This window comes from uncultured Azonexus sp. (genome assembly GCF_937982035.1).
Classification (GTDB): Bacteria; Pseudomonadota; Gammaproteobacteria; order Burkholderiales; family Rhodocyclaceae; genus Azonexus.
In genome coordinates, this window is the sequence record NZ_CALJNI010000004.1 from 375,276 (window position 1) to 397,778 (window position 22,503).

General features: G+C 64.0%; 25 protein-coding genes. 16 read left to right on the forward strand and 9 right to left on the reverse strand.

What is annotated here, in order from left to right:
* The first annotated feature begins 2 nt into the window (after positions 1-2).
* Genes Q0799_RS04550 through Q0799_RS04580 form a run of 7 tightly spaced genes read left to right on the forward strand, consistent with a single transcriptional unit; the run spans position 3 to position 5,612 of the window.
* Positions 3-767 carry an SDR family oxidoreductase gene (locus tag Q0799_RS04550; RefSeq protein ID WP_366940766.1) on the forward strand — a complete coding sequence of 255 codons (765 nt, stop codon included), beginning with the start codon at positions 3-5 and terminating at the stop codon, positions 765-767.
* Positions 768-771: 4 nt separating this feature from the next.
* Positions 772-975, forward strand: a complete 204-nt coding sequence (thiS, locus tag Q0799_RS04555) for a sulfur carrier protein ThiS (RefSeq protein ID WP_076095695.1) — start codon at positions 772-774, stop codon at positions 973-975.
* A 13-nt stretch (positions 976-988) separates the two neighbouring features.
* Positions 989-1,771, forward strand: coding sequence for a thiazole synthase (locus Q0799_RS04560; RefSeq protein WP_121456534.1), 783 nt, complete (start codon positions 989-991; stop codon positions 1,769-1,771).
* On the forward strand, positions 1,768-2,556 hold the full coding sequence (trmB, locus tag Q0799_RS04565; protein ID WP_298394822.1) for a tRNA (guanosine(46)-N7)-methyltransferase TrmB: 789 nt from the start codon (positions 1,768-1,770) through the stop codon (positions 2,554-2,556). Before Q0799_RS04560 ends, trmB begins: the two co-directional genes overlap by 4 nt.
* Before the next feature lies 1 nt (position 2,557).
* The gene (locus Q0799_RS04570) at positions 2,558-3,511 is read left to right on the forward strand and encodes a recombination-associated protein RdgC (RefSeq protein WP_298394825.1); all 954 of its coding nucleotides are present in this window, start codon (positions 2,558-2,560) and stop codon (positions 3,509-3,511) included.
* A complete protein-coding gene (locus Q0799_RS04575) occupies positions 3,499-3,894 on the forward strand; it encodes a YchJ family metal-binding protein (protein WP_366940767.1) in 396 nt (131 codons plus the stop codon). Before Q0799_RS04570 ends, Q0799_RS04575 begins: the two co-directional genes overlap by 13 nt.
* A gap of 8 nt (positions 3,895-3,902) precedes the next feature.
* Positions 3,903-5,612: an ATP-binding protein gene (locus tag Q0799_RS04580; RefSeq protein ID WP_298394828.1), complete on the forward strand. Its 1,710-nt coding sequence runs from the start codon at positions 3,903-3,905 to the stop codon at positions 5,610-5,612.
* 4 nt (positions 5,613-5,616) lie between these two features.
* On the opposite strand, the gene Q0799_RS04585 is transcribed toward Q0799_RS04580, so the two are convergent.
* A complete protein-coding gene (locus Q0799_RS04585) occupies positions 5,617-6,693 on the reverse strand; it encodes an alkene reductase (protein ID WP_298394829.1) in 1,077 nt (358 codons plus the stop codon).
* A 94-nt stretch (positions 6,694-6,787) separates the two neighbouring features.
* Positions 6,788-7,369: a TetR/AcrR family transcriptional regulator gene (locus Q0799_RS04590; RefSeq protein WP_298394832.1), complete on the reverse strand. Its 582-nt coding sequence runs from the start codon at positions 7,367-7,369 to the stop codon at positions 6,788-6,790.
* Positions 7,370-7,543: 174 nt separating this feature from the next.
* Between Q0799_RS04590 and Q0799_RS04595 the strand changes: the two genes are divergently transcribed.
* The 3 genes from Q0799_RS04595 (at position 7,544) to Q0799_RS04605 (ending at position 9,375) form a co-directional block, all read left to right on the forward strand.
* The gene (locus tag Q0799_RS04595) at positions 7,544-8,461 is read left to right on the forward strand and encodes a hypothetical protein (RefSeq protein WP_298394834.1); all 918 of its coding nucleotides are present in this window, start codon (positions 7,544-7,546) and stop codon (positions 8,459-8,461) included.
* Between the two features lie 90 nt (positions 8,462-8,551).
* On the forward strand, positions 8,552-8,962 hold the full coding sequence (locus tag Q0799_RS04600) for a YidB family protein (protein ID WP_298394836.1): 411 nt from the start codon (positions 8,552-8,554) through the stop codon (positions 8,960-8,962).
* A gap of 29 nt (positions 8,963-8,991) precedes the next feature.
* Positions 8,992-9,375, forward strand: a complete 384-nt coding sequence (locus Q0799_RS04605; RefSeq protein ID WP_298394839.1) for a VOC family protein — start codon at positions 8,992-8,994, stop codon at positions 9,373-9,375.
* Here the strand turns inward: Q0799_RS04605 and hemW are convergent.
* From hemW to Q0799_RS04635, 6 genes are all read right to left on the reverse strand, one after another.
* A complete protein-coding gene (gene hemW, locus Q0799_RS04610) occupies positions 9,372-10,586 on the reverse strand; it encodes a radical SAM family heme chaperone HemW (RefSeq protein WP_298394842.1) in 1,215 nt (404 codons plus the stop codon). The genes Q0799_RS04605 and hemW overlap by 4 nt on opposite strands.
* A gap of 76 nt (positions 10,587-10,662) precedes the next feature.
* Positions 10,663-12,354 (reverse strand): crosslink repair DNA glycosylase YcaQ family protein, encoded by a 1,692-nt coding sequence (locus tag Q0799_RS04615; RefSeq protein ID WP_298394845.1) that lies wholly within the window; start codon positions 12,352-12,354, stop codon positions 10,663-10,665.
* Positions 12,355-12,400: 46 nt separating this feature from the next.
* Positions 12,401-12,988 carry an RdgB/HAM1 family non-canonical purine NTP pyrophosphatase gene (gene rdgB / locus Q0799_RS04620; protein WP_298394848.1) on the reverse strand — a complete coding sequence of 196 codons (588 nt, stop codon included), beginning with the start codon at positions 12,986-12,988 and terminating at the stop codon, positions 12,401-12,403.
* Positions 12,985-13,701 carry a ribonuclease PH gene (gene rph, locus Q0799_RS04625; protein WP_298394851.1) on the reverse strand — a complete coding sequence of 239 codons (717 nt, stop codon included), beginning with the start codon at positions 13,699-13,701 and terminating at the stop codon, positions 12,985-12,987. The genes rdgB and rph overlap by 4 nt, the downstream gene beginning before the upstream one ends.
* 10 nt (positions 13,702-13,711) lie before the next feature.
* Entirely contained in the window at positions 13,712-14,629 is a 918-nt protein-coding gene (locus tag Q0799_RS04630; protein ID WP_298394854.1) for a protein phosphatase 2C domain-containing protein, read from the reverse strand.
* Positions 14,626-15,573, reverse strand: a complete 948-nt coding sequence (locus tag Q0799_RS04635) for a serine/threonine-protein kinase (protein ID WP_298394857.1) — start codon at positions 15,571-15,573, stop codon at positions 14,626-14,628. The genes Q0799_RS04630 and Q0799_RS04635 overlap by 4 nt, the downstream gene beginning before the upstream one ends.
* Before the next feature lie 78 nt (positions 15,574-15,651).
* Between Q0799_RS04635 and Q0799_RS04640 the strand changes: the two genes are divergently transcribed.
* The 6 genes from Q0799_RS04640 to Q0799_RS04665 are packed head-to-tail and all read left to right on the forward strand — an operon-like array spanning position 15,652 to position 21,565.
* Positions 15,652-16,518, forward strand: a complete 867-nt coding sequence (locus Q0799_RS04640) for a YicC/YloC family endoribonuclease (RefSeq protein WP_298394861.1) — start codon at positions 15,652-15,654, stop codon at positions 16,516-16,518.
* 19 nt (positions 16,519-16,537) lie between these two features.
* Positions 16,538-17,146 (forward strand): guanylate kinase, encoded by a 609-nt coding sequence (gene gmk, locus Q0799_RS04645; RefSeq protein WP_298394866.1) that lies wholly within the window; start codon positions 16,538-16,540, stop codon positions 17,144-17,146.
* Between the two features lie 22 nt (positions 17,147-17,168).
* Positions 17,169-17,375 carry a DNA-directed RNA polymerase subunit omega gene (gene rpoZ / locus Q0799_RS04650; protein WP_028993586.1) on the forward strand — a complete coding sequence of 69 codons (207 nt, stop codon included), beginning with the start codon at positions 17,169-17,171 and terminating at the stop codon, positions 17,373-17,375.
* Between the two features lie 22 nt (positions 17,376-17,397).
* Positions 17,398-19,548 carry a bifunctional (p)ppGpp synthetase/guanosine-3',5'-bis(diphosphate) 3'-pyrophosphohydrolase gene (locus Q0799_RS04655; protein ID WP_298394868.1) on the forward strand — a complete coding sequence of 717 codons (2,151 nt, stop codon included), beginning with the start codon at positions 17,398-17,400 and terminating at the stop codon, positions 19,546-19,548.
* A complete protein-coding gene (locus Q0799_RS04660) occupies positions 19,545-20,798 on the forward strand; it encodes a D-amino acid dehydrogenase (protein ID WP_298394870.1) in 1,254 nt (417 codons plus the stop codon). The genes Q0799_RS04655 and Q0799_RS04660 overlap by 4 nt, the downstream gene beginning before the upstream one ends.
* Complete coding sequence (locus Q0799_RS04665; protein ID WP_298394873.1) at positions 20,795-21,565, forward strand: TatD family hydrolase; 771 nt, start codon at positions 20,795-20,797, stop codon at positions 21,563-21,565. Before Q0799_RS04660 ends, Q0799_RS04665 begins: the two co-directional genes overlap by 4 nt.
* Positions 21,566-21,574: 9 nt before the next feature.
* Here Q0799_RS04665 and rpoH read toward each other — a convergent pair whose 3' ends face one another.
* Complete coding sequence (gene rpoH / locus Q0799_RS04670) at positions 21,575-22,432, reverse strand: RNA polymerase sigma factor RpoH (RefSeq protein WP_298394876.1); 858 nt, start codon at positions 22,430-22,432, stop codon at positions 21,575-21,577.
* Positions 22,433-22,503 lie beyond the last annotated feature (71 nt).

Genomic DNA, 22,503 nt, shown 5'->3' on the forward strand with positions numbered 1-22,503 from the left:
CCTTGAAAGTCTTCATCACGGGCGCCTCGTCGGGTATCGGCGAGGCGCTTGCCGTTTACTACGCGGAAAACGGCGCCCAGCTCGGCCTCGCCGCGCGCCGCCCGGATTTTCTGGCGGCGCTGAATGAGCGTCTCGGCGGCGGACACGCCTGTTATCCGCTCGACGTTACCGATGCGGCGGCGCTGCACGATGCTGCGACCGATTTCATCGCCCGTTTCGGCGCGCCCGACATCGTCATCGCCAACGCCGGCGTGTCGGCCGGCACGCTGACCGAGTGCGAGGAAGACCTGGCGGTTTTCCGCCGGGTCATGGACATCAACGTCTTCGGCATGGCTGCGACCTTTGCGCCGTTCATTCCGGCGATGAAGGCGGCCGGTGGGCAGCGGCGGCTGTGCGGGATCGCCTCGGTCGCCGGCATTCGCGGTCTGCCGGGGGCGGAAGCCTATTCGGCGTCGAAGGCGGCGGCGATTGCCTACCTCGAGAGCCTGCGCCTGGAAATGCGCCCGCAGGGCATCAAGGTCGTGACCATTGCGCCGGGCTACATCGAGACGCCGATGACGGCGGTCAATCCCTACCAGATGCCCTTCCTGCTGCCGGCACCGGAAGCGGCCCGGCGCTTCGCGGCGGCCATCGAACGCGGCGTGTCGTATACCGTGATTCCCTGGCCGATGGGCATCGTCGCCAAGCTGCTGCGCCTGCTGCCGAACTGGCTCTATGACCGCCTTTTCGTCGCCGCCCCGCGCAAGCCGCGCGGCTTGCTAAAATAGCGCGATGCCCGAACTCAAGATCAATGGCGAAAGCCGCCAATTTCCCGACCCGCTGACCGTTGCCGGCCTGATCGAGCAACTGGGTTACGCGGGCAAGCGCATCGCCGTCGAGAGAAACGGCGAAATCGTCCCCAAGAGCCAGCACGCGGCAACGCCGCTGGTGTCGGGCGATCAACTCGAAATCGTCGTCGCCGTCGGCGGCGGCTGAAAGGGAGTATTCCATGCATCAACTGACCATCGCCGGCAAGGCGTATCGTTCGCGTTTGCTGGTCGGTACCGGCAAGTACAAGGACTTTGCCGAGACCCGCGCCGCCATCGACGCCTCCGGCGCCGAGATCGTCACCGTCGCCGTGCGCCGCGTGAACATCGGCCAGGACGCCAGCCAGCCGAGCCTGCTCGACGCTGTGCCGCCGTCGCAATTCACCATCCTGCCCAACACCGCCGGCTGCTACACGGCCGACGACGCCGTGCGCACGCTGCGCCTGGCGCGCGAGCTGCTCGACGGCCACCCGCTGTGCAAGCTGGAAGTCCTTGGCGATCCGACCAACCTCTTCCCGAACATGCCGGAAACGCTGAAAGCCGCCGAGACGCTGGTCAAGGAAGGTTTCGAGGTCATGGTCTACTGCGCCGACGACCCGATCCAGTGCAAGATGCTCGAAGAGATCGGCTGCGTTGCGGTGATGCCGCTGGCCTCGCTGATCGGTTCGGGCATGGGCATCGTCAATCCGTGGAACCTGCGCCTGATCATCGACAACGCCAAGGTGCCGATCATCGTCGACGCTGGCGTCGGCACCGCCTCGGACGCGACCATCGCCATGGAACTCGGCTGCGACGGCGTGCTGATGAACACCGCCATTGCCCACGCCAAGGATCCGGTGCTGATGGCCAGCGCCATGAAGAAGGGCATCGAAGCCGGCCGCGAGGCTTTCCTGGCCGGCCGCATGGCCCGCAAATACTACTCGGCCGACCCCTCGTCGCCGACCACCGGACTGATCGGTTCATGAGCGACGACCTGCTGATCCACCCCGCCGCCGAAGGCGACGAAGGCGAATACACCGCCGGCCGCCACGGCCACATCAAGAGCTTCGTCCGTCGCGCCGGCCGCATGTCGGAAGCGCAGCAGCGCTACTACGGGACGATGCTGCCCAAGATCGGCATTGCCTACCAGCCGGAAAACATCGACCTGACGGCGGTGTTCGGCCGCGTCGCGCCGAAGATCCTCGAAATCGGCTGCGGCATGGGCGAAACCACGGCGCGCATCGCCGAGGCCCACCCGGAGAACGACTACTTCGGGCTGGAAGTCCATGTGCCCGGCGTCGGCGCGCTGTGCAAGCTGATCGCCGAGAAGAACCTGAGCAACCTGCGCATCGGCAATCACGACGCGGTCGAAGTGGTGCGCGACATGCTCGCTGAAGGTTCGCTCGACGGCATCCACATCTTCTTCCCCGATCCCTGGCACAAGACGCGGCACAAGAAGCGCCGGCTGATCCAGCCGCCCTTCGTCGCGCTGCTCGCCTCGCGCCTGAAGCCGGGCGGCTATATCCACTGCGCCACGGATTGGGAAAACTACGCGCTGCAGATGCTCGACGTGCTCGGCCGCGAGCCCAGCCTGGACAACAGCGTCGCCAACCCGTCGCCCGAAGCGCTGGCGACCGCGCTGGAAGCCGATTCCGCCGCCGGTCTGGCCGGCTTCGCCCCGCGTCCGGAATACCGGCCGCTGACCAAATTCGAGAACCGCGGCCTGCGTCTGGGCCACGGTGTCTGGGATCTCGTATTCAGGAAACGCTGACATGTGGTTCAAGAACCTGCAGATCTACCGCCTGCCGACGCCGTGGGCGGTCGACCTGGCCAAGCTCGACGAGCAACTGGCGCGCGGTGAATTCACCCGCTGCCCCTCCAACCAGCCGATGTCGCGTGGCTGGGTGTCGCCGCGTAAAGATGGCGCGCTGATCTACAGCAACAACCGCCAGTGGCTGATCGCGCTGGCCGTCGAGCAGCGCCTGCTGCCATCGTCGGTGGTCAATGAAACGGCGCAGGAACGCGCCGAGCAGATCGCCGACCAGCAGGGTTACCCGCCCGGCCGCAAGCAGATGAAGGAAATCAAGGAGCGCGTCGTCGAGGAACTGATGCCGCGTGCTTTCACCAAGAAACGTAGCAGCTTCGTCTGGATCGACCCGACCAACGGCTGGTTCGTCGTCGACGCCGGCAGCCCGGCCAAGGCCGAGGAAGTCATCGAACACCTGCGCCACTGCCTCGACGAATTCCCGTTGAAGCCGCTGCACACGCAACTTTCGCCGCAATCGGCGATGGCCGACTGGTTGGCCGGCGGCGACGCGCCGGCCGGTTTCACCATCGATCGCGATTGCGAACTGAAATCGGTGGCCGAGGAAAAGGCGGCGGTGCGTTATGTCCGCCATCCGCTGGAAGGCGACGAAGTGAAGGCTCACCTTGCTGCCGGCAAACTGCCGACGCGCCTGGCCTTGACCTGGGACGACCGAATCAGCTTTGTCCTCACCGAAAAGCTGGAGATCAAGCGCCTGGCCTTCCTCGATCTGCTCAAGGAGGAAGCCGAGAAAAGCGCCGAACGCGCCGACGAGCAGTTCGACGCCGATTTCGCATTGATGACCGGCGAGCTGGTGCGCTTCCTGCCGCAACTGATCGAAGCCCTGGGCGGCGAGCAGACCGAAGCCGAAGCGCCCGCGTCGGCACCGGCGGCGGCCGGTACCCCGCCGTGGGAAGCCTGAAACCCAACGAAGCCTGTCCCTGCGGCAGCGGCAAGTCGTATGCCGCCTGCTGCGGGCCGCTGCATGCCGGCGAAAAAACCGCGCCAACCGCCGAAGTGCTGATGCGCTCGCGCTACGCCGCCTACGTGCTCAAGCTCGAAGATTACCTGCGCGCCACCTGGCACGCCTCGACCCGTCCGAGCGAGCTTGATCTCGCTGCCGACGACAGCAAATGGCTCGGCTTGGAAGTGCGTGCTCACCGGCAGCAGGACGAAACACATGCGACGGTCGAATTCGTCGCCCGTTACCGCGTCGCCGGTCGCGGATATCGTCTGCACGAGTTGAGCAGATTCATCAAGGAAAACGGCATCTGGATGTATATTGACGGCATGATCAACCCCTGATCGAAGCCGTGCGACTTGCCGCCCTGATCCTCGCTTGTCTGTTTGCGTGCAGCCCTGCCATTGCCGAGCCGCGGGAGTTGCGCGTCGGCATTTACCAGAACAATCCCAAGGTTTTCGTCGACGCCAGCGGCCGACCGCAAGGCATCTTCGTCGACCTGCTCGAAGAGGTGGCTCGCACGGAGGGCTGGGAACTGCGCTACATTCGCTGCGACTGGCTGGATTGCCTGCAACTGCTGGCCGGCGGCGAACTGGACCTGATGCCCGACGTGGCATATACCGAACCCCGGGAAAAACTCTACGACTTCCACACGATCCCCGCGCTGTTGAGCTGGTCCCAGCTTTACCGGCGGCCGGCGGTCCATGTGCTCAGCTACATGGACCTCGACGGCAAGCGTATCGCCGTACTCGAAGGCTCGGTCCAGCAGCGTTTCCTGGCCGAACTGCTGCAGGCATCCGGACTGCAGGCGACCTTGCTGACGGCGCCGTCGCTCGATGAGGCCTTCGCCATGACTGCGCGCGGCGAGGCCGATGTCGTGGCGGCCAACCAGCACTTTGGCGACCGGCACATGGACCGGCTTGGCTTGCGCGATACCACCATCCTGTTCAACCCGGCCCGCCTGTATTTCGCCGCACCCAAGGGCAGCGACGCCACGGTGCTGCAGGCCATCGACCGCTGGCTGCGCAACAATCGCAATGGCGACGACGCAAGCTACAAGAAGATCCTGCTCAAATGGGGGCGCGGGGAATCGGTCGCCGGTCTGTCGTCTACGGTCTGGTCGGTGGGGGGCGGACTGCTTGCCCTGCTGTTGCTGTTCATCGCCGGCAATTTCTGGCTGCGCCGCGAAGTCGCCCGCAAGGTTGCCTCGCTGAAGGCCAGCGAGCAGGAACTGGCCCGCCATCGCGACCGACTCGAGGAAATGGTCGCCCAGCGTACAGTCGAACTGGACAAGGCAAGGCGCGATGCCGAGCGTACGGCCGAGATCAAGAGCGAGTTTCTGGCCAACATGAGCCATGAAATCCGCAATCCCCTGAACGGAATGCTCGGCCTGGCCCAGGTCGGCCTGCGTCGCTTCGAGCAGGCCGAGGTACAGCAGGCCTTCGCCCGCATCATCGATTCGGGGAAACTGCTGCAGCGGGTGATCGACGACATTCTCGACTTTTCCAAGATCGAGGCCGGCAAGCTGCATATCGAAGCCCACGAATTCTCGCTGGACGACATGCTGGCCCACGTCCTGTTGCTGACCCGGGCCCAGGCCGAAGGCAAGGGCCTGTCCCTGGAGCTCGAACGCCAGCCCGATCTGCCCCGGCGTTGCGTGGGCGATGCCCTGCGCATCGAACAGGTGTTGTTGAATCTGCTGACAAACGCGGTGAAGTTCACCGATGCCGGTTCGGTCAGATTGCGGGCGGGGACGGCCGACGGGATGCTGGTTTTTTCGGTGGCCGACACCGGCATCGGGATCAGCGAAGCCGAGCAGGCCAGGCTGTTCCAGCCTTTCGCGCAGGCCGATTCATCGATCAGCCGGCGTTTTGGCGGCACCGGCCTGGGGCTGGTGATCAGCCATCATCTGGTGCAACTGATGCACGGCCGCCTCGAACTGACCAGCACGCCCGGCAAAGGCTCGCTGTTCACCATCCGCCTGCCTTACGTACCGGCCAGTTCGCCGCCGGCCGAGGCGGAGGTGCAGGCCGGTACGACGCCGCACCCCCCGGCCGGTTAGTCGCTTACGCCAGCGCCGGATAGTCGGTGTAACCCTCGGCGCCGCCGCCGTACAGCTTGTCGGCGCGCAGTTCGTTCCACGGCGCGCCTTCGCGCAGGCGGCGGACGAGGTCCGGGTTGGCGATGAAGCCGCGGCCGAAGGCGATCAGGTCGGCACCGCCGTCGGCGATCACCTGCTCGGCCAGCGCCTTGGTGTAGCCGTTGTTCACCAGCCACGGCCCCTTGAAGGCGCGGCGCGCGGCGGCGTAGTCGAAGCTGGCCGCCGGCGTGCGCGTGCCGCCGGTTTCGCCTTCGATGATGTGCAGGAAGGCCAGGCCGTAGCCGGCCAGCTTGTCGATCACGTAGCCGTAGAGCGCCTGCGGGTTGCTGTCGAGCGGCGCGGTGAAGGTGGTCAGCGGGCTGAGGCGGATGCCGGTGCGGCCGGCGCCGATCTCGCCGACGATGGCGCCGACCACCTCGAACAACAGGCGGGCGCGGTTTTCGATGCTGCCGCCGTAGGGGCCGCTGCGGTCATTGACGCTGTCGCGCAGGAACTGTTCGAGCAGGTAGGTGTTGGCGGCGTGGATCTCGACGCCGTCAAAGCCGGCGGCGATGGCGTTGCGCGCCGCCTTGCGATAGTCCTCGACCAGGCCAGGCAGCTCGTCGTCGCGCAGGGCGCGCGGCGCCGACACCGGCACGAAACCGTCGCGGGTGAAGGTGCTCGCCTCGGCGGTGCGGGCAGTCGACGACACCGGCGCGGCGCCGTCCGGCAGCAGCGAGACATGCGAAATGCGACCGACGTGCCACAACTGCAGCACGATCTTGCCGCCCTCGGCATGCACGGCGTCGGTCACGGCGCGCCAGGCGGCGACCTGCTCGGCCGACCAGATGCCCGGCGTGTCGAGGTAGCCCTGCGCCATCGGCGAAATCGGGCTGGCCTCGGCGATGATCAGGCCGGCGGTGGCGCGCTGGCGGTAATACTCGACGGTCAGCGGGCCGGGGCAGTTGCCGGCAAGGGCGCGATTGCGCGTCAGCGGCGCCATCACGATGCGGTTGGCGAGGGCGATGTCGCCGATCTGGATCGGGTCGAACAAAGTGGTCATGTCGATTCTCCTGAGGTTGATTAGACCGGTCGTCTAGTTTCTTGCATCAAAAAATGGCCGTCGACGGACGGCCCGGAATTAAATCAACGGTTGATCAGCAACTGAGCAACCGCCGGGTGAACTGCAAGGCATTCTCCAGCGGCTGCGCCTGGCGCTGCAACTTGGCCAGCAGGCTGGCGCCCAGCCACAACTGGTACAACGTCTGCGCCGTCGCGGCGGCATCGAGCGGCGGGATCGAACCATCGGCCATGCCTGTTTCGAGCAACTGGGCAATGCGGCTGACGATCTGCCCGGTGCCGTCGCGCAGCGTCTCGCGCATCGGATCGGACAAATCCGCCACCTCGCCGCCCAGCTTGACCACCAGGCACTGCTGCTCGGCGCACGCCGCCTGCTTGTCCAGCCAGCGCTGCCAGTAGCACGCCAGCCGCTCCTGCGCACTCAGCGCCTCGGCCGCGAACAGCGCATCGAGATCGGCCAGGTAGCGCGCAAAGTAGTCCTCCAGCAGCGCCTGCCCGTACTGCTCCTTGGACTCGAAGTAATGGTAGAACGACCCCTTGGGCACCCCGGCCGCGGTCAGAATCTCGTTCAACCCGACACTGGCAAAGCCCTTGCCGGCAATGATGCGCTGGCCGGTTTCAAGGACATGCTGGCGGGTGTTGTCGTGACGGGTTTTCATGGGGGGATTGTGCGCTTGATTAGACCGGTCGTCTAATTTTTCTGGAGCTGTTTAACAGCATTTTTGCTTTTCCAATAAGGATAATGTCTATGGTATTTCTCAAATAAACTAGTCACCCTTCCTGTGAACAAAGTCTTTTTAGTTAAACAAATATCCAACTGCTGAGTGCATCCCATGAATGACGCAAATCGAATTAAGTACGCCTTGTACCTGAGAGAGTGGGAATTTCATGGTGGAGATAAAGCTTACCTGCGTAGAACAGCCGACAACGTCCCCCCCTTGGATTACAGCGCTGACATGAAGGGGCATCTATTCTGTCCTGAGTGTTGTGCCCCGCTGTTTAGATCCCCTGAAGGTAGGGATTATGCAGCCGACGGAAGAAGAGCTTTCTATGCCCACACCAGAGGGGTAGACACTGAGTGTAGCCTTCGCGTAAAGCAGGCAGAGGGTAAGCGATATGAAAATGAGGAGGAGGCAAGGCAGGCTATCGAGGATGGCGAGTTGGTCCTCATTCAATCATTCATGACAGAGAAGCCAGTCCCCCCTGAGGTGGATGGTCCAGGTGTTTATGACAGGGAACCCAACGAAGACATCAATGGGCTCCCCACTTTAGTGGCGATTGGTCGTCATAGAGGGGAGGTGTTTAATCTCCCTCGCAGGATTACTACTGTGAGAGGTCTTTGTCGGAGATTTGAAGAAAATTTGTACAAGTACTTTCTGCTTCCTGAGCAGCAGGTTGCTAGAACTCTTGAGGATCAACTCATAGATGTTCGCGATGTAAGTGAGGCTTGTGATGTTCCTAGGTTGTATTTTGGACGCATTGTTCACTCCAAAAATATGGGGCATGGGCCTCAAAACATCAGAATGACTTTCCTTGAGTACCCTGGAAAGGAAGGGCAAAAGGATTTCTGCCTTAAAGCTACAGACGCTTCCAGTCGCGATCACGGTATCGATGACGATTCTGTGCATCGAATAGTGATCATGTATGGGAGGGTTACCGAAAGCGGTATCGGGCTGTGTATATCGAGGTTGGGATGGGGAGAGTTTGCCTTGCTGCCAGAGAGATATGACTATCTCTTTGAAGAGCGGTGAGTGGCCTATGTCCTTTGTCATCACAATTCTTAACCAACCCTCCACCCCGCCCCGGTACGATGGGGGCTTTCCCCCCCTCAGGAGCGAATCATGGGTCTTCTCGATCAGGTAGTCGGCGGGCTGGCCGCCAATGCACTCGGTGGCAAGGGTAACGGGCTGGCCGAGATGGCCATGCAGTTGGTCAATCAGTATCCGGGCGGCATCGGCGGGCTGGTGCAGGCTTTCCAGCAGGGCGGGTTGGGCGAGATCATCAATTCCTGGGTGTCGACCGGCAAAAATCTGCCGATCTCGGGCGATCAGTTGAGTTCGGTGCTCGGTGGCGACTTCCTCGGCAAGCTGGCCGGGCAGGCCGGGATGGCGCCGCAGGAAGCGGCGAACGGGCTGGCCGATTTCCTGCCCGGTCTGGTCGATCAACTGACGCCGGGCGGCAAGCTGCCGGAAGGCGGCGACCTGCTGGCGCAGGGGCTGGGCATGCTGAAGAAGGGCGGGCTGTTCGGCTGAGGCCGGGCGGCGTCTGCCGGGAGCGTCCGATGAAATTCGGCTACACCATCCTTTACGTCGACGACGTCCGCCGGACGCTCGACTTCTACGTTGCCGCCTTCGGGCTGAGCGTGCGCTTTCTGCATGAGAGCGGCGATTTCGGCGAGCTGGAGACCGGCGGCACGGCGCTCGCCTTTTCCTCGCGGGCGTTGATGCGCCAGCTGGGCAAGCAGCCGTCGGCGCCGGTCAGCGGTGCGCCCAGTTTCGAGATTGCTTTCGTCTGCGACGATGTCGCGGCGGCGGTCGACCGCGCGGTGGCGGCCGGGGCGCGCCTGGTGCAGGCGCCGGAGGCGATGCCCTGGGGGCAGACGGTGGCTTACGTGGCCGACCTGGAGGGTTTCCTGGTCGAGCTGTGTACGCCGGTCGGCGGCTAGAGGAAGCGTTCCAGCAGCACGTTGAGGAAGCGCCGGCCCTTGGCGGTCGGCGCGATCTTTTCCGGGCCGATGTCGAGCAGGCCGTCGGCTTGCGCTGCCTTGAGTTGCGGCAGGATCGCGGTCAGCGGCCGCGAGGTGCGCAGTTCGAACAGGCTGGGGGCGAAGCCGTCGGCCAGGCGCAGCGCGTTCATCATGAATTCGAAGGGCAGTTCGGCGGCGGCGACGTTGTGTTCTTCCTGGATCGGTCGGCCGGCGCGGACGTTTTCCAGATAGGCCTTGGGGTGCTTGTGGCGCATCTGGCGCAGCACGCGGTCGTGCAGCGTCAGCTTGGAATGGGCGCCGGCGCCGATGCCGAGGTAGTCGCCGAAATGCCAGTAGTTGAGGTTGTGTAGGCACTGCCGGCCGGGCTGGGCGAAGGCCGAGGTTTCGTAGTTGGCGTAGCCGGCGGCGGCCAGCCGGGCCTCGATGGCTTCCTGCATGTCGGCGCACAGGTCGCCTTCGGGCAGGTCGGGCGGGAAGGCGGCGAAGTGCGTGTTCGGCTCCAGCGTCAGCTGGTAGCAGGAGAGGTGCGGCGGCGCGAAGGACAGCGCGGTGTCGATGTCGGCGAGCGCTTGCGCCTGCGTTTGATAAGGCAGGCCGTACATCAGGTCGAGGTTGAAGCGCTCGAAGTGCTCGCCGGCCAGTTGCGCCGCGCGTTTCGCTTCGGCGCTGCCGTGGATGCGGCCGAGCGCCTTGAGGTGTTCGTCGTTGAAGCTCTGGATGCCGAGCGACAGCCGATTGACCCCGGCAGCGCGAAAGCCAGCGAACTTGCCAGCCTCGACCGTGCCGGGATTGGCTTCGAGCGTGATCTCGGCCTCCGGCGACAGCATCGCCAGCGCCCGGAAGGCGCCGATCAGCTCGTCGATGGCGCCCGCCGACAGCAGGCTGGGCGTGCCGCCGCCGAAGAACACCGTCTGCACCGGCCGGCCCCAGATCAGCGGCAGCGCCGACTGCAGGTCGGCGATCAGCGCATCGACGTACTCCCGCTCGGGAATCTCGCCGCCGTTCTCGTGCGAGTTGAAGTCGCAATACGGACACTTGCGCACGCACCACGGGATATGGACGTAGAGCGAGAGGACCGGGGATTTGCGGAATTCGAGCGGTTTTTCGGGGTTTTTTGCGGTCGACCGTGAGGTTTCGGCAAAAATCGGGATGGTGCGGGTTGGAGTCATGAAATCGGATTCAATAGCGGATTAATCCATAGAAACCCATAGAAACCCATAGATGCCCATAGATGCCCATAGGGGCTCACAAAGATTGGTTCTCGCCCAATGTGTAGAAGGTCCAGCGCCTCACTCCGTGTTGTGCCAAACGGCCATCATTTTTCAGGCGCTGAAGCAACGCCTTGGCCTGGTTTTCGCTCAGGTGGCATAAAGCCATGACTTCACTGCGCTGAATGCGACCATGTTGCCGAACGTAGTTGAGCACCATTTCCGGTTGTTGTACCTGACTGAAACCGACTTGCCGGGTATAGGCTAGTTTGTCTCCCTTGGCGTGGTACATGTCTACCGAGAGCGTGTAGCTACGGCTGCGCGTATTGCCGTGTGCCTCCACCAAGCCAGCCTCCAGCAACTGTTCCAGTGTGCGTCTCGCCCGTGTTGAGTCACGCTGAATGTGGAGTGCCAGTTCCTCGGCGTTCAGTCGCTTGTGCTCGCGTAATGCGGCCAAGGCAATCAGACTGTCTATGGGCAACGGGGTTCCGCTTTGGCGCCCCTCCTGTTCAACCAGCCACTGTAAAAAAACTTCATCCGCGGCCACGGTCGCCAAGCGCAGGATGACACTGTTGTCATCGGTTCGGCTGTAGTCTGGCTCCGGGCGGCCAAAACGCAGCATGCCGCGGTAAATCTTGTCTACGCCACGCCCCGAGCGCTCGACGACGCCGATACGCTTCATGGCGTCGGCCAGCGCCCGGTTGCGCGGACGGGGTTCGGTGGTCAGCAGGTTGCTCAGAGTGACTCCTTCCACTAGTCCGCCGGGATTGCTGATGGTCAGGCCTTCATCGTCCAGCCGCACATGCACCGCACTCAAACGGTGGTAATCGCGATGTACCAACGCATTGGCCAGGGCTTCACGAAACGCACCCATGTCCACTTTGGGTACCGGCACGCGAAATAGACCGACCTGAATTTCCTTTTCCGGGTTGTATGGGCGGAAATTGGTTTCCAGCCAATCCAGCGCCTTCAATAGCGGATAACGCCGGAACTCGTTGAAAGCGACCGCTTCCCTTGCCAGTACCTGAAAGGCGAATTCATGGGTCGGCACCTTATCGCGCAAGGCATTTTCCCGACCGATGACGAGCAGGCCCGTCAGGGTCGGCACGCGTTCGCCAGTGGCGTTTCGTGTTGTAAATCCCAGGGCGCCATCCATGGCTTCATCGTCCAGATCCAGCAAGACCCGGTCGCCCCCGTACTGCTCCACCGTCTGGCGCAGGCGCTCGCGCTCAAGCGGGTCGAGATCGGACAGTACGGCACCTGCCACCGCTTGCGCCGACGCATCCACCAGGCCAAAACGGCTGGCGCGGCTGCTGCGTTCGTGGGGTAGCAGGGCGACGCACTCGGGCGTGCCATCCGGTTTGAGGCGCCGACGCAGGTACTTGCCGGCGGTCGTCGCTACTTCGGAAGCCGCTTGACCAACGCGAATCCGTGCAAGCTGGTGGCCGGCGAGCGTTATCGCCTCGACCGTAACTGACAACGACGGTGATGTTCTGGCTGCTACCAACCCCGGTAAGCCGGTCAGATTCTGATGTGTTTCGTGTAGGCCCGTCGGCGTGCCATCGTCCTCGACGCCCAGCCAGAGTTCGCCGCCATCGGTGTTGGCGAGACAAACCAGGGCTTCGACCAGTTCGTCATCGGACAGACGTTTGCGGTCGCTCTTGAATTCGACAGTGAGGGCTTCTTGGGCCGGCAAGGCTGGAAAACGCTTTGGCTGATCCGGGCTCATGTTGCTTTCCTCCTTGGTTTCCTCGCCCTCGCTATTTCTTTGAGGCTCAGAGCTCCGGCAGCCGCTCGATCAGTTTCTGCATGGCCCGGCCGCGGTGCGAGACGCGGTTTTTCGTGTCGGCGTCGAGTTCGGCGGCGGTCTGGCCGAATTCCGGGACGAAGAACAGCGGGTCGTAGCCAAAGCCGCCGTCGCCGCGGTATTGGTCGACGATTTCGCCGTGCCATTCGCCTTCGGCGATGATCGGTTGCGGGTCGTCGGCGCTGCGGCAGAGGACCAGGCAGCTGACGAAGTGGGCGCGGCGGTCAGCCTGGCCGGCGAGGTCGGCGAGCAGCTTTTCGTTGTTGCGGGCGTCGGATTTCGGTTCGCCGGCATAGCGGGCGGAGATCACGCCGGGGGCGCCGCCGAGCGCCTTGACGCACAGACCGGAGTCGTCGGCGAGCGCTGGCAGGCCACTGTGCTGGGCGGCGTGGCGGGCTTTGGCCAATGCGTTCTCGACGAAGGTGCAGTGCGGTTCCTCGGCTTCCGGAATGCCGAGCTGGCCTTGCGGGATGACTTCGAAGCCGAGCGGCGCCAGGAGCGCGTTGAGCTCCTTCATCTTCTTGGCGTTGTTCGAGGCGAGGACGAGCTTTTTCATGCGGCGAGCGCGCTTTGCTGTTCGGCGACGAGCTGGCGGATGCCCATCTGGGCGAGGTCCATCAGCACGTTCATCTGTTCGCGGGTGAAGGGTTCGCCTTCGGCCGTGCCCTGGACTTCGACGATGCCGCCTTTACCGGTCATGATGACGTTCATGTCGGTGTCGCAGTTGGCGTCTTCCGGGTAGTCGAGGTCGAGCACGGCGCTGCCTTCGTAGATGCCGACCGAGATCGCGGCGACATGGTCCTTGACCGGGTTGGCCGCCAGCTTGCCGGCCTGCACCAGCTTCTCGCAGGCTTCGTAGAGGGCGATCCAGGCGCCGGTGATCGAGGCACAGCGGGTGCCGCCGTCGGCCTGCAGGACGTCGCAGTCGAGGGTGATCTGGCGTTCGCCGAGCGCCTTGAGGTCGGTCACGGCGCGCAGGCTGCGGCCGATCAGGCGCTGGATTTCCTGGGTGCGGCCGGTCTGCTTGCCCTTGGCCGCTTCGCGCGCGCTGCGGGTGTGCGTCGAGCGTGGCAGCATGCCGTATTCGGCGGTGACCCAGCCCTGGCCCTTGCCGCGCAGGAAGGGCGGCAGGCTTTCCTCGACCGAGGCGGTGCACAGCACGCGCGTGTCGCCCATCTCGATCAGCACCGAACCTTCGGCGTGGCGGGTGAAGTTGCGGGTGATGCGGACGGCGCGGAGTTGATCCGGCTGGCGCTGGCTGGGACGCATGGGGATTCCTTTATTTCTTCGGGTTGTACTTGTCGATGGCGGCGCGGATTTCCTCGATTGCCGCCTCGATCTCGTCGTCGGAAAGATCGCTCTTGTAGCTCGGGTTGCGGCCGAACTCTTCGAGTTTGGTGGTGACCTCGTCGACCGGCATGGTCTGTGTCGAAATGGCGCTGCTCAGCGCTTCGACGTAATTGTCTTCCCAGTGCACGGCGACCACCGACAGGTTGTCGCCATGCAGGCCACCGCGTGCTTCGGCCTGGTTCATCAGCAACGGTGCCGCCTGCAGCAGGTTCTGGCCGTGCAGCGCCGGGGCGATTTTCTCGCCTGCGATCACGCCCCACAGACCGTCGCTGCAAAGGAGGACGATGTCGCCGTGTTCGAGCGGGGTCTTGCGCGAGAAATCGATTTCCGGTGCCGACGGGCTGCCCAGGCAGCTGTAGATCTTGTTGCGATCCGGGTGGCGCTCGGCCTGGGCCTCGGTGATCAGGCCTTCTTCGAGCAGCAGGCGGATGCGCGAGTGATCCTTGGTCTGGGCGATGATCCGGCCGCCGCGCATCAGGAACAGGCGCGAGTCGCCGGCGTGCGCCCAGTAGGCGACGTTGTCCTGGATGATGCAGGCGACGCAGGTGGTTCTCGGCGAGTCCGACAGGCGGTGTTTGGCCGCGTAATCGAGGATGGCGTGGTGGGCATTGGTCATCGCCTTCTGCAGGAAGCGGAAGGGATCGTCCAGGTGCGGCCTGGCTTCGTGCTGGAAGGCGCTGGCCAGGCTCTGGACGGCGATCTGGGCCGCGATCTCGCCGTGATGATGCCCGCCCATGCCGTCGGCGACGACCATCAGCAGCGCGTCGCGGGAATAGCAGTAGGTGGTGCGGTCTTCGTTGTTGTTGCGACCACCCTGGCGGCTGTCCTGGTAGATGGTGAATCTCATCTCGGGGGGCTCCGGAATTTACCCACGAAACGCCCAAGCCAGTTACCCGGTGGACGGATGTGCGGCGGATGGATGTCGGCCACCAATGCCTTCTGCAGCGCAAAGACGCTCTGCGGGCGATACAGGTGGTTGAGGTTGAGGCACCAGTCGATGATTTCCAGCAGGCGGTCGGAGAACTGGCCTTCCCAGCGCACCATGGCCGGGGTCAGGGTGTCCTTCTTCAGGCGCTCGTCGGCCGCTTGCGGTGCCGAACCGGCGAGGCAGGCATACATCGAGGCGCCGACGCTGTAAATGTCGCTCCACGGGCCGAGGTTCCTGCGTTCGCCGTAGTGTTCGGGCGAGGCAAAGCCCGGGGTGTACATCGGCTTGAGCATGGGCTGGTCGCTGGCCAGGGTCTGCCGGGCCGCGCCGAAATCGATCAGGACTGGGGAATTGTCGCCGCGCAGGTAGATGTTCGAGGGCTTCAGATCGAGGTGCAACAGCTTGTGCGAGTGCACCTCGCGCAAGCCGTTGAGCATGCGGGTGAACACGCCGCGGATGAAGCGTTCCGAGACATGGCCCTGGTGCTTGTGGATGAATTCCTGCAGCGTGCGGCCGTGTTCGTACTCCATGACCATGTAGACCGTTTCGTTGGCGCGAAAGAAATTCAGCACGCGGATCACGTTCGGATGCGAGAGTCGGGCCAGCGCCCGGCCTTCCTCGAAGAAACACTTCATGCCGTAGCGGAAAGCGCCGAGGTGGTCGTCGCTGATGATCGGCTTGATGTCGCCCTTGGCCCGCAATGCCAGGCTGTTGGGCAGGTATTCCTTGATTGCCACCTGTGTTCCCTCGGGATCGCGGGCGAGGTACACGATGGAAAAACCGCCCAGCGACAACTGGCGGTCGATCGTGTACTCCTCCAGCTGGTGGCCGCCGGGTAGCGGGTGGTTGGCTTGTTGCGCCATCGATCTCGCGGTTATGATGCAATCGACAGGCATTGTCGGGCGTGTTGTCCGACCTGTAAAGCTGGAGAGCAAGCCCCGATGATTTGCAGCATGACCGGATATGCAGTGAAAACCCGCGATCTTGAGCGCGGAACGCTGCAATTGGAAATAAAAAGCGTCAATTCCCGCTATCTCGATTTTCATTTTCGCGTTGCCGAAGACCTGCGCGCGATGGAAATGCCGTTGCGCGAGCTGCTCGCCAAGCGACTGAACCGGGGCAAGGTCGAGTGCCGCCTGAATTTCAACGCCACCGCCGCCCGCGGCGAGCAGTTGCAGATCAATACCGATTTGCTCGATGCCTTGAGCGCGCTGGGTGCCCAGGTCCGCAGCCGGTTGCCGGATGCGGCGCCGCTGTCGGTCAACGAAGCCTTGCGCTGGCCGGGCATGTTCGGCGAGCAGGGCGTGGACTTTGCCGCCCTGGGGCCGGTGGTGCTCGCGCTGGCCAACGAGGTGCTCGACGAATTCACGGCAAGCCGCGGGCGCGAGGGCGCCAAGCTGGCGCAGACGATCGTCGACCGGGTCGGCGCCATGCGCCGGATCGTCGGCGATGTTGCGCCGCGCATTCCGGAGGCGCAGGCGTTGTTTACCGAGAAGCTGCGCCAGCGCCTGCTCGAGGCGCTGGGCAATGCGAGCGACGACCGCATCCTGCAGGAAGTTGCCGTGTTTGCCACGCGCATCGACGTGGCCGAGGAACTGTCCCGGCTGACCACCCACCTCGACGAGGTCGAGCGGGTGCTCAAGGCTGGTGGCGCCTGCGGCAAGCGCCTTGATTTCCTGATGCAGGAACTCAATCGCGAAGCCAATACGCTGGCCTCCAAATCCGCCATCACCGAAGTCTCGCAGGCGGCGATGGAGCTCAAGCTGCTGATCGAGCAGATGCGCGAACAGATTCAAAACCTTGAATGACGCCAGGAGACTACTGACCATGTCCGGGAATCTCTATGTCGTCGCGGCGCCGTCCGGTGCCGGCAAGACCACGCTGGTGCGCATGCTGCTGGCCGAGGAAACCAGTGTCCATCTGTCGATTTCTTTCACCACGCGCGCGCCGCGGCCGGGCGAGCAGGATGGGCGGGAATATCACTTCGTCAGCGTCGACCGCTTCCGCAGCATGATCGCCGGCGACGAGTTTCTGGAGTGGGCGGAGGTGCACGGCAACTTCTACGGCACCTCGAAGAAATGGATCGGCGACCAGTTGGCAGCCGGTCACGACGTGCTGCTCGAGATCGACTGGCAGGGCGCGCAGCAGGTCAGGAAGCTGTTCCCGGCGGCGATCGGCATCTTCATCCTGCCGCCGTCGATGGACGAACTGAGCCGGCGGCTGACTGGGCGCGGCACCGATGCGCAGGACGTCATCGAGCGTCGTCTTGCCGCGGCAGAAGCGGAGATGCGCCATGTCGGGGAGTTCGACTATGCTATCATTAACGACCAACTGGATCAGGCCTTGCAGGATTTGCGTGCCATCGTGCGCAGTTCGCGCCTGAGTCCGGGCAAGCAGCGCCTGCAGCATCCCGCGTTGTTTTCCCGTTTGCTTTGAAAAATTGAATAGAGGTTAGACCATGGCTCGCGTTACCGTCGATGATTGCCTGAAGAGGATTCCGAACCGTTTCCAGATGACCCTGGCCGCCGCCCATCGCGCCCGCCAGATCGCCAACGGCGCGACGCCGCTGGTCGAGGTCGACAAGGACAAGCCGACCGTCATCGCCTTGCGCGAAATGGCGCTGGGCAAGGTCGGCGTGGAAGTCCTCAATCGCGGCCAAGCCTAATCGTCCGGGGCGGTGAAGCCTGATGGAGCCTGCGCCCACGCTTCCGCCCGATTACCAGGAAGACGCTTACCGCGTCTTCCTCGATAGCCTCGATTACCTCCCGCCCGCTGATGTCGAACGCATCAAGTCGGCGTACGCCTTCGCCGCCAAGGCGCATGCGCACCAGAAGCGCATGTCGGGCGAGCCCTACATCACCCATCCGCTTGCCGTTGCCGGCGCCGTCGTCGAATGGTGCATGGACGCCGACGCGATCTGTGCTGCCTTGCTGCACGACACGATGGAGGACACCGGGGCGACCAAGCAGGAACTGACGGAGAAGTTCGGCAGGGAAGTCGCCGATCTGGTCGATGGCCTGTCCAAGCTCGACAAGATGGAGTTTGCTTCCTATCAGGAAGCGCAGGCCGAGAATTTCCGCAAGATGTTGATGGCCATGGCGCGCGACCTGCGCGTCGTGCTGATCAAGCTGGCCGACCGGCACCACAACATCCAGACGATGTCGGCGATGCGCGCCGACAAGCGCATTCGTATCGCCCGCGAAACCCTGGAAATCTACGCGCCGATTGCTTTGCGCCTGGGCCTGAACAAGCTTTACCGCGAGTTGCAGGATACCTCCTTCCGCCTGATCTACCCGCATCGGGCCGAAGTGCTGGCCAAGGCGCTGCGCATTGCCAAGGGCAATCGCAAGGAACTGCTGGCGCGCATTCAGGAAGGCATCTGCGACAAGCTGGCGCATGCCGGGCTGACCGCCGAAGTGTTCGGCCGGGAAAAGAGCCTGTACTCGATTTTCCGCAAGATGAAGGACAAGCAACTGTCCTTCTCGCAGGTGCTCGACATCTACGGTTTCCGCGTGGTGGTCGATAACGTGCCCAGCTGCTATCTCGCCTTGGGCGCCCTGCACAGCCTGTTCAAGCCGGTGCCCGGCAAGTTCAAGGACTACATCGCGATTCCCAAGGCCAACGGTTACCAGTCGCTGCACACGACGCTGATCGGTCCCTACGGGACGCCGGTGGAAGTTCAGATTCGCACCCGCGACATGCACCATGTCGCCCAGGACGGCGTTGCCTCGCACTGGTTGTACAAGGATGGCAACGAGAGCAGCGCCGAGTTGCAGATCAAGACCCACAAGTGGCTGCAGTCGCTGCTTGAGTCCCAGTCGGGCAATTCCGCCGAGTTCTTCGAGGACGTCAAGATCGACCTGTTCCCCGACGAGGTCTATATCTTCACGCCCAAGGGCAAGATCATGGCGCTGCCGCAAGGCGCCACCGTCGTAGATTTTGCCTACGCGGTGCATACCGACGTCGGCAATCACTGTTCGGCGGCGCGCATCAATCATGAACTGGCGCCGCTGCGTACCGAGCTGAAGAACGGCGATCTGGTCGAGATCATCACCGCGCCGGATGCGACGCCGAATCCGGTGTGGCTGAGTTACGTCAAGACCGGTCGGGCGCGCAGCAAGATCCGCCATTTCCTGCGCACGACGCAGAACGAGGAGTCGGCGCGGCTGGGCGAGCGTCTGTTGCGCCAGGAGTTGCTGTCGCTGGGCGTGGTGCCGATCTCGATTCCGGCGACGGCCTGGGATTCTCTGGTCAAGGCCAGCGGCCAGAATTCGCTGGACGAGGTCTATGCCGACATCGGTCTGGGCAAGCGCCTACCGTCGGTGGTTGCCCGTCGCCTGCTGGCGCGCGAGGACATGGCGGCGGCTGTGCCCGGCGGCCTGACGCTGGCCATCCACGGCAACGAAGGCATGGCCATCCAGTTGGCGCCCTGTTGCCAGCCGATTCCCGGCGACCCGATCATCGGTTCGATCCGCAAGGGCAGCGGCATGGTCATCCACACCCACGACTGTCCGGTGATCCGCAAATCGCGTTCGAGCGAACCGCAGAAGTGGATCGACGTCGAGTGGGAGCCGGAAGAGGGCAAGCTGTTCGAGTTGCGCATCAAGGTCGAGGTCAAGAACAAGCGCGGCGTGCTGGCACAGGTCGCGGCGGCCATTTCCGAGGCCGGTTCGAATATCGAACACGTCGCCATGGAAGCCGATCCCGAGCGCTTGTTCACGACCCTGAACTTCACCATCCAGGTGGCCAACCGCAATCATCTGGCCGCCGTCATGCGCGGTATCCGCCATTTGCCGGAAGTCACCCGCATCGCCCGTGAAAGGGGAGGCGAGGCTTGAAAATCCTGGTGCTGGGGGCTGGCGTTGTCGGAACCTGCAGTGCCTGGTACTTGCAGGCCGCCGGTCACGAAGTCACGGTGGTCGACCGCCAGCCGGCCGCCGGCATGGAAACCAGCTTTGCCAACGGTGGGCAGATTTCCGTCTCTCACGCCGAGCCCTGGGCCAATCCCCATGTCCTGCCGCGCCTGCTGAAATGGCTGGGACGGCGCGATGCGCCGCTGCTGTGGCACTGGCGGGCGGATCCGCAGCAATGGTTGTGGGGATTGCGCTTCCTGCGCGAATGCCTGCCCGGTCGCGTCCAGGCCAATGTCGCCGCGATCCTGGCGCTGGCGCTCGACAGTCGGCGACGGCTGCAAATCTTGCGCGAGGAACTGGCGCTCGACTATGACCAGTTGCAGCGCGGCATCCTGCATGTCTACACCGACCGGGGCGAACTGGCGGCGGCCATGTCGGCCGCCCGGCTGATGGCGCGGCACGGTCTCGAGCGCGAAATGCTGGACGCCGCCGCCTGCGTGGCGATCGAACCGGCGCTGGCCGGTGCGGCCGATATTCTGGTCGGGGGCGACTACACGGCCAGCGACGAATCGGGCGATGCCCACCGTTTTACCCAGGCCCTGGCCGAGCGCGCGCGTCAGGCCGGTGTGATATTCCAGTACGGCGTCGAGGTCGAGCGTATCGCCAGCGCCGGTGGCCAGGTGGCCGCCGTGGTCGTCAATGGTGAGGGCGGCCCGCGATTACTGACTGCCGATGCCTACGTGCTGGCGCTGGGCAGCTATTCGCCGCTGCTGCTGCGCCCGCTCGGTATCGGCTTGCCGGTCTATCCGGCCAAGGGCTATTCGGCAACCCTGACCCTGGCCGACGACAGCCATGCGCCGAGCGTCAGCATCACCGACGACGAACGTAAACTGGTCTTCTCCCGCCTCGGCAATCGCCTGCGGGTGGCCGGAACAGCCGAGTTCAACGGTTACGATCTGAGTGCCGACCCGGTGCGTTGCCAGGCTCTGATCGATCGTACCCGTCAGCTTTTCCCCAAGCTGGCGGTCGAGGGCGAGCCGGCGTTCTGGTGCGGCCTGCGTCCGGCAACGCCGTCGAATGTGCCGCTCATCGGCCGCAGCCGCCTGAGCAACCTGTGGCTCAACACCGGCCACGGTACCCTGGGCTGGACCATGGCCTGCGGTTCCGGCGCGGCCCTGGCCGATCTGGTTGGCGGGCGCCGGCCGGTACCGGAGTTTCCCTTCCTGCGCGGATGATCGATACCCACTGCCACCTGGACGCGGCCGAATTCGCCGCCGATCGGGGCGCGGTGTACGCCGCCGCCCGGGCCGCCGGTGTCAGCGGCATCGTCGTGCCGGGTGTGGCGGTGTCGGCTTTTCCCGCTCAGAAACAGGCCCTGGCCGGATTGCCGGGTTGCGTGGCGGCCTACGGCATTCACCCGCTTTATGTGGACCAGGCCGGACCACAGGATCTGGCCGTGCTGCGCGCGTGGCTGGAAGCCGAGCAGCCGGTGGCCGTCGGTGAAATCGGCCTGGATTTCTTCGTGACGGGCTGCGACGTGGCGCGGCAGACCGAGCTCTTCGTCGCTCAGTTGAAGCTGGCGCGAGAGTTCGACCTGCCGGTCATCCTGCATGTCCGCCGTGCCGTCGACGCCGTCCTGCACGAATTGCGCCGCATCGGTGTCCGCGGTGGCATCGCCCATGCCTTCAACGGTAGCCGGCAGCAAGCCGATGCCTTCATCAAGCTGGGCTTCAAACTCGGGTTTGGTGGCGCCGCGACTTTTTCGGGCTCGCGCCGCATCCGCGAACTGGCGGCCACCCTGCCCGACGACAGCATCGTGCTGGAAACCGATGCGCCGGACATCCCGCCGGCCTGGCTCGGGCGCGGGCGCAACGCGCCGGGCGAATTGCCGCGCATTGCCGCAGAAATCGCCGCGCTGCGCGGTATACCGGTCGCGGCCCTGGCCGCCCGGGCCGACGACAATGCCCGGGCGGTATTCGGCGATGTATTCGTGGCTGGGTAATCTGCCCGCTCAGCTGACCAGCAGGCCGCGCATTTTCTGCAGCGCCTTGGCTTCGATCTGGCGGATGCGCTCGGCCGAAACGTCGAATTCGGCGGCCAGTTCGTGCAGCGTTGCCGCTTCGCCTTCGGCCAGCCAGCGCGCCTCGACGATGCGCCGGCTGCGCGGGTCGAGGGCGCCCAGCGCCTGCTGCAGGCCGTCGCTTTCGAGCGTGGCGCGGGCCTTGTTCTCAAGCATGCGGGTTGGCTCGTAGCGGCTGTCGGCCAGGTAATCGATCGGGGCAAAGGCATCGTCGCCGTCGTCCGGGTTGCCTTCGAGGGCGAGATCGCGGCCGGACAGCCGGGTCTCCATCTCGACGACTTCCTCGCGCTTGACGCCAAGGCGTTCGGCGACTTCGGCAGCCTGGGTGCCGGACAGGGTGTCGACACCCTCGTAACCGGCCTTCTGGCTGCGCAGGTTGAAGAACAGCTTGCGCTGGGCCTTGGTCGTGGCGACCTTGACCAGGCGCCAGTTCTTCAGGATGTACTCGTGAATCTCGGCCTTGATCCAGTGCATGGCGAACGACACCAGACGGACGCCGCGCGACGGATCGAAGCGCTTGACCGCCTTCATCAGGCCAATGTTGCCTTCCTGGATCAGGTCGGCGTGCGGCAGGCCGTAGCCGAGGTAACCGCGGGCGATGGAAATGACGAGACGCAGGTGCGAAAGGACGAGCTGACGCGCGGCATCGACATCGCCGTCGTCGCGGAAACGCTCGGCCAGCCGCGTCTCTTCCGCCTCGGACAACATCGGGTAACGGTTCGCCACCTGAATGTAGGCGTCGATGTTGCCGATTGCTGCGGGGACTGGTAGCGCCAGGGCTTGGGTCATAGCGTAGAATCCTCCTTCAACTGATGAATATATGTTAGCACTCTGCGACTGAGAGTGCTAATTCTGCGTAC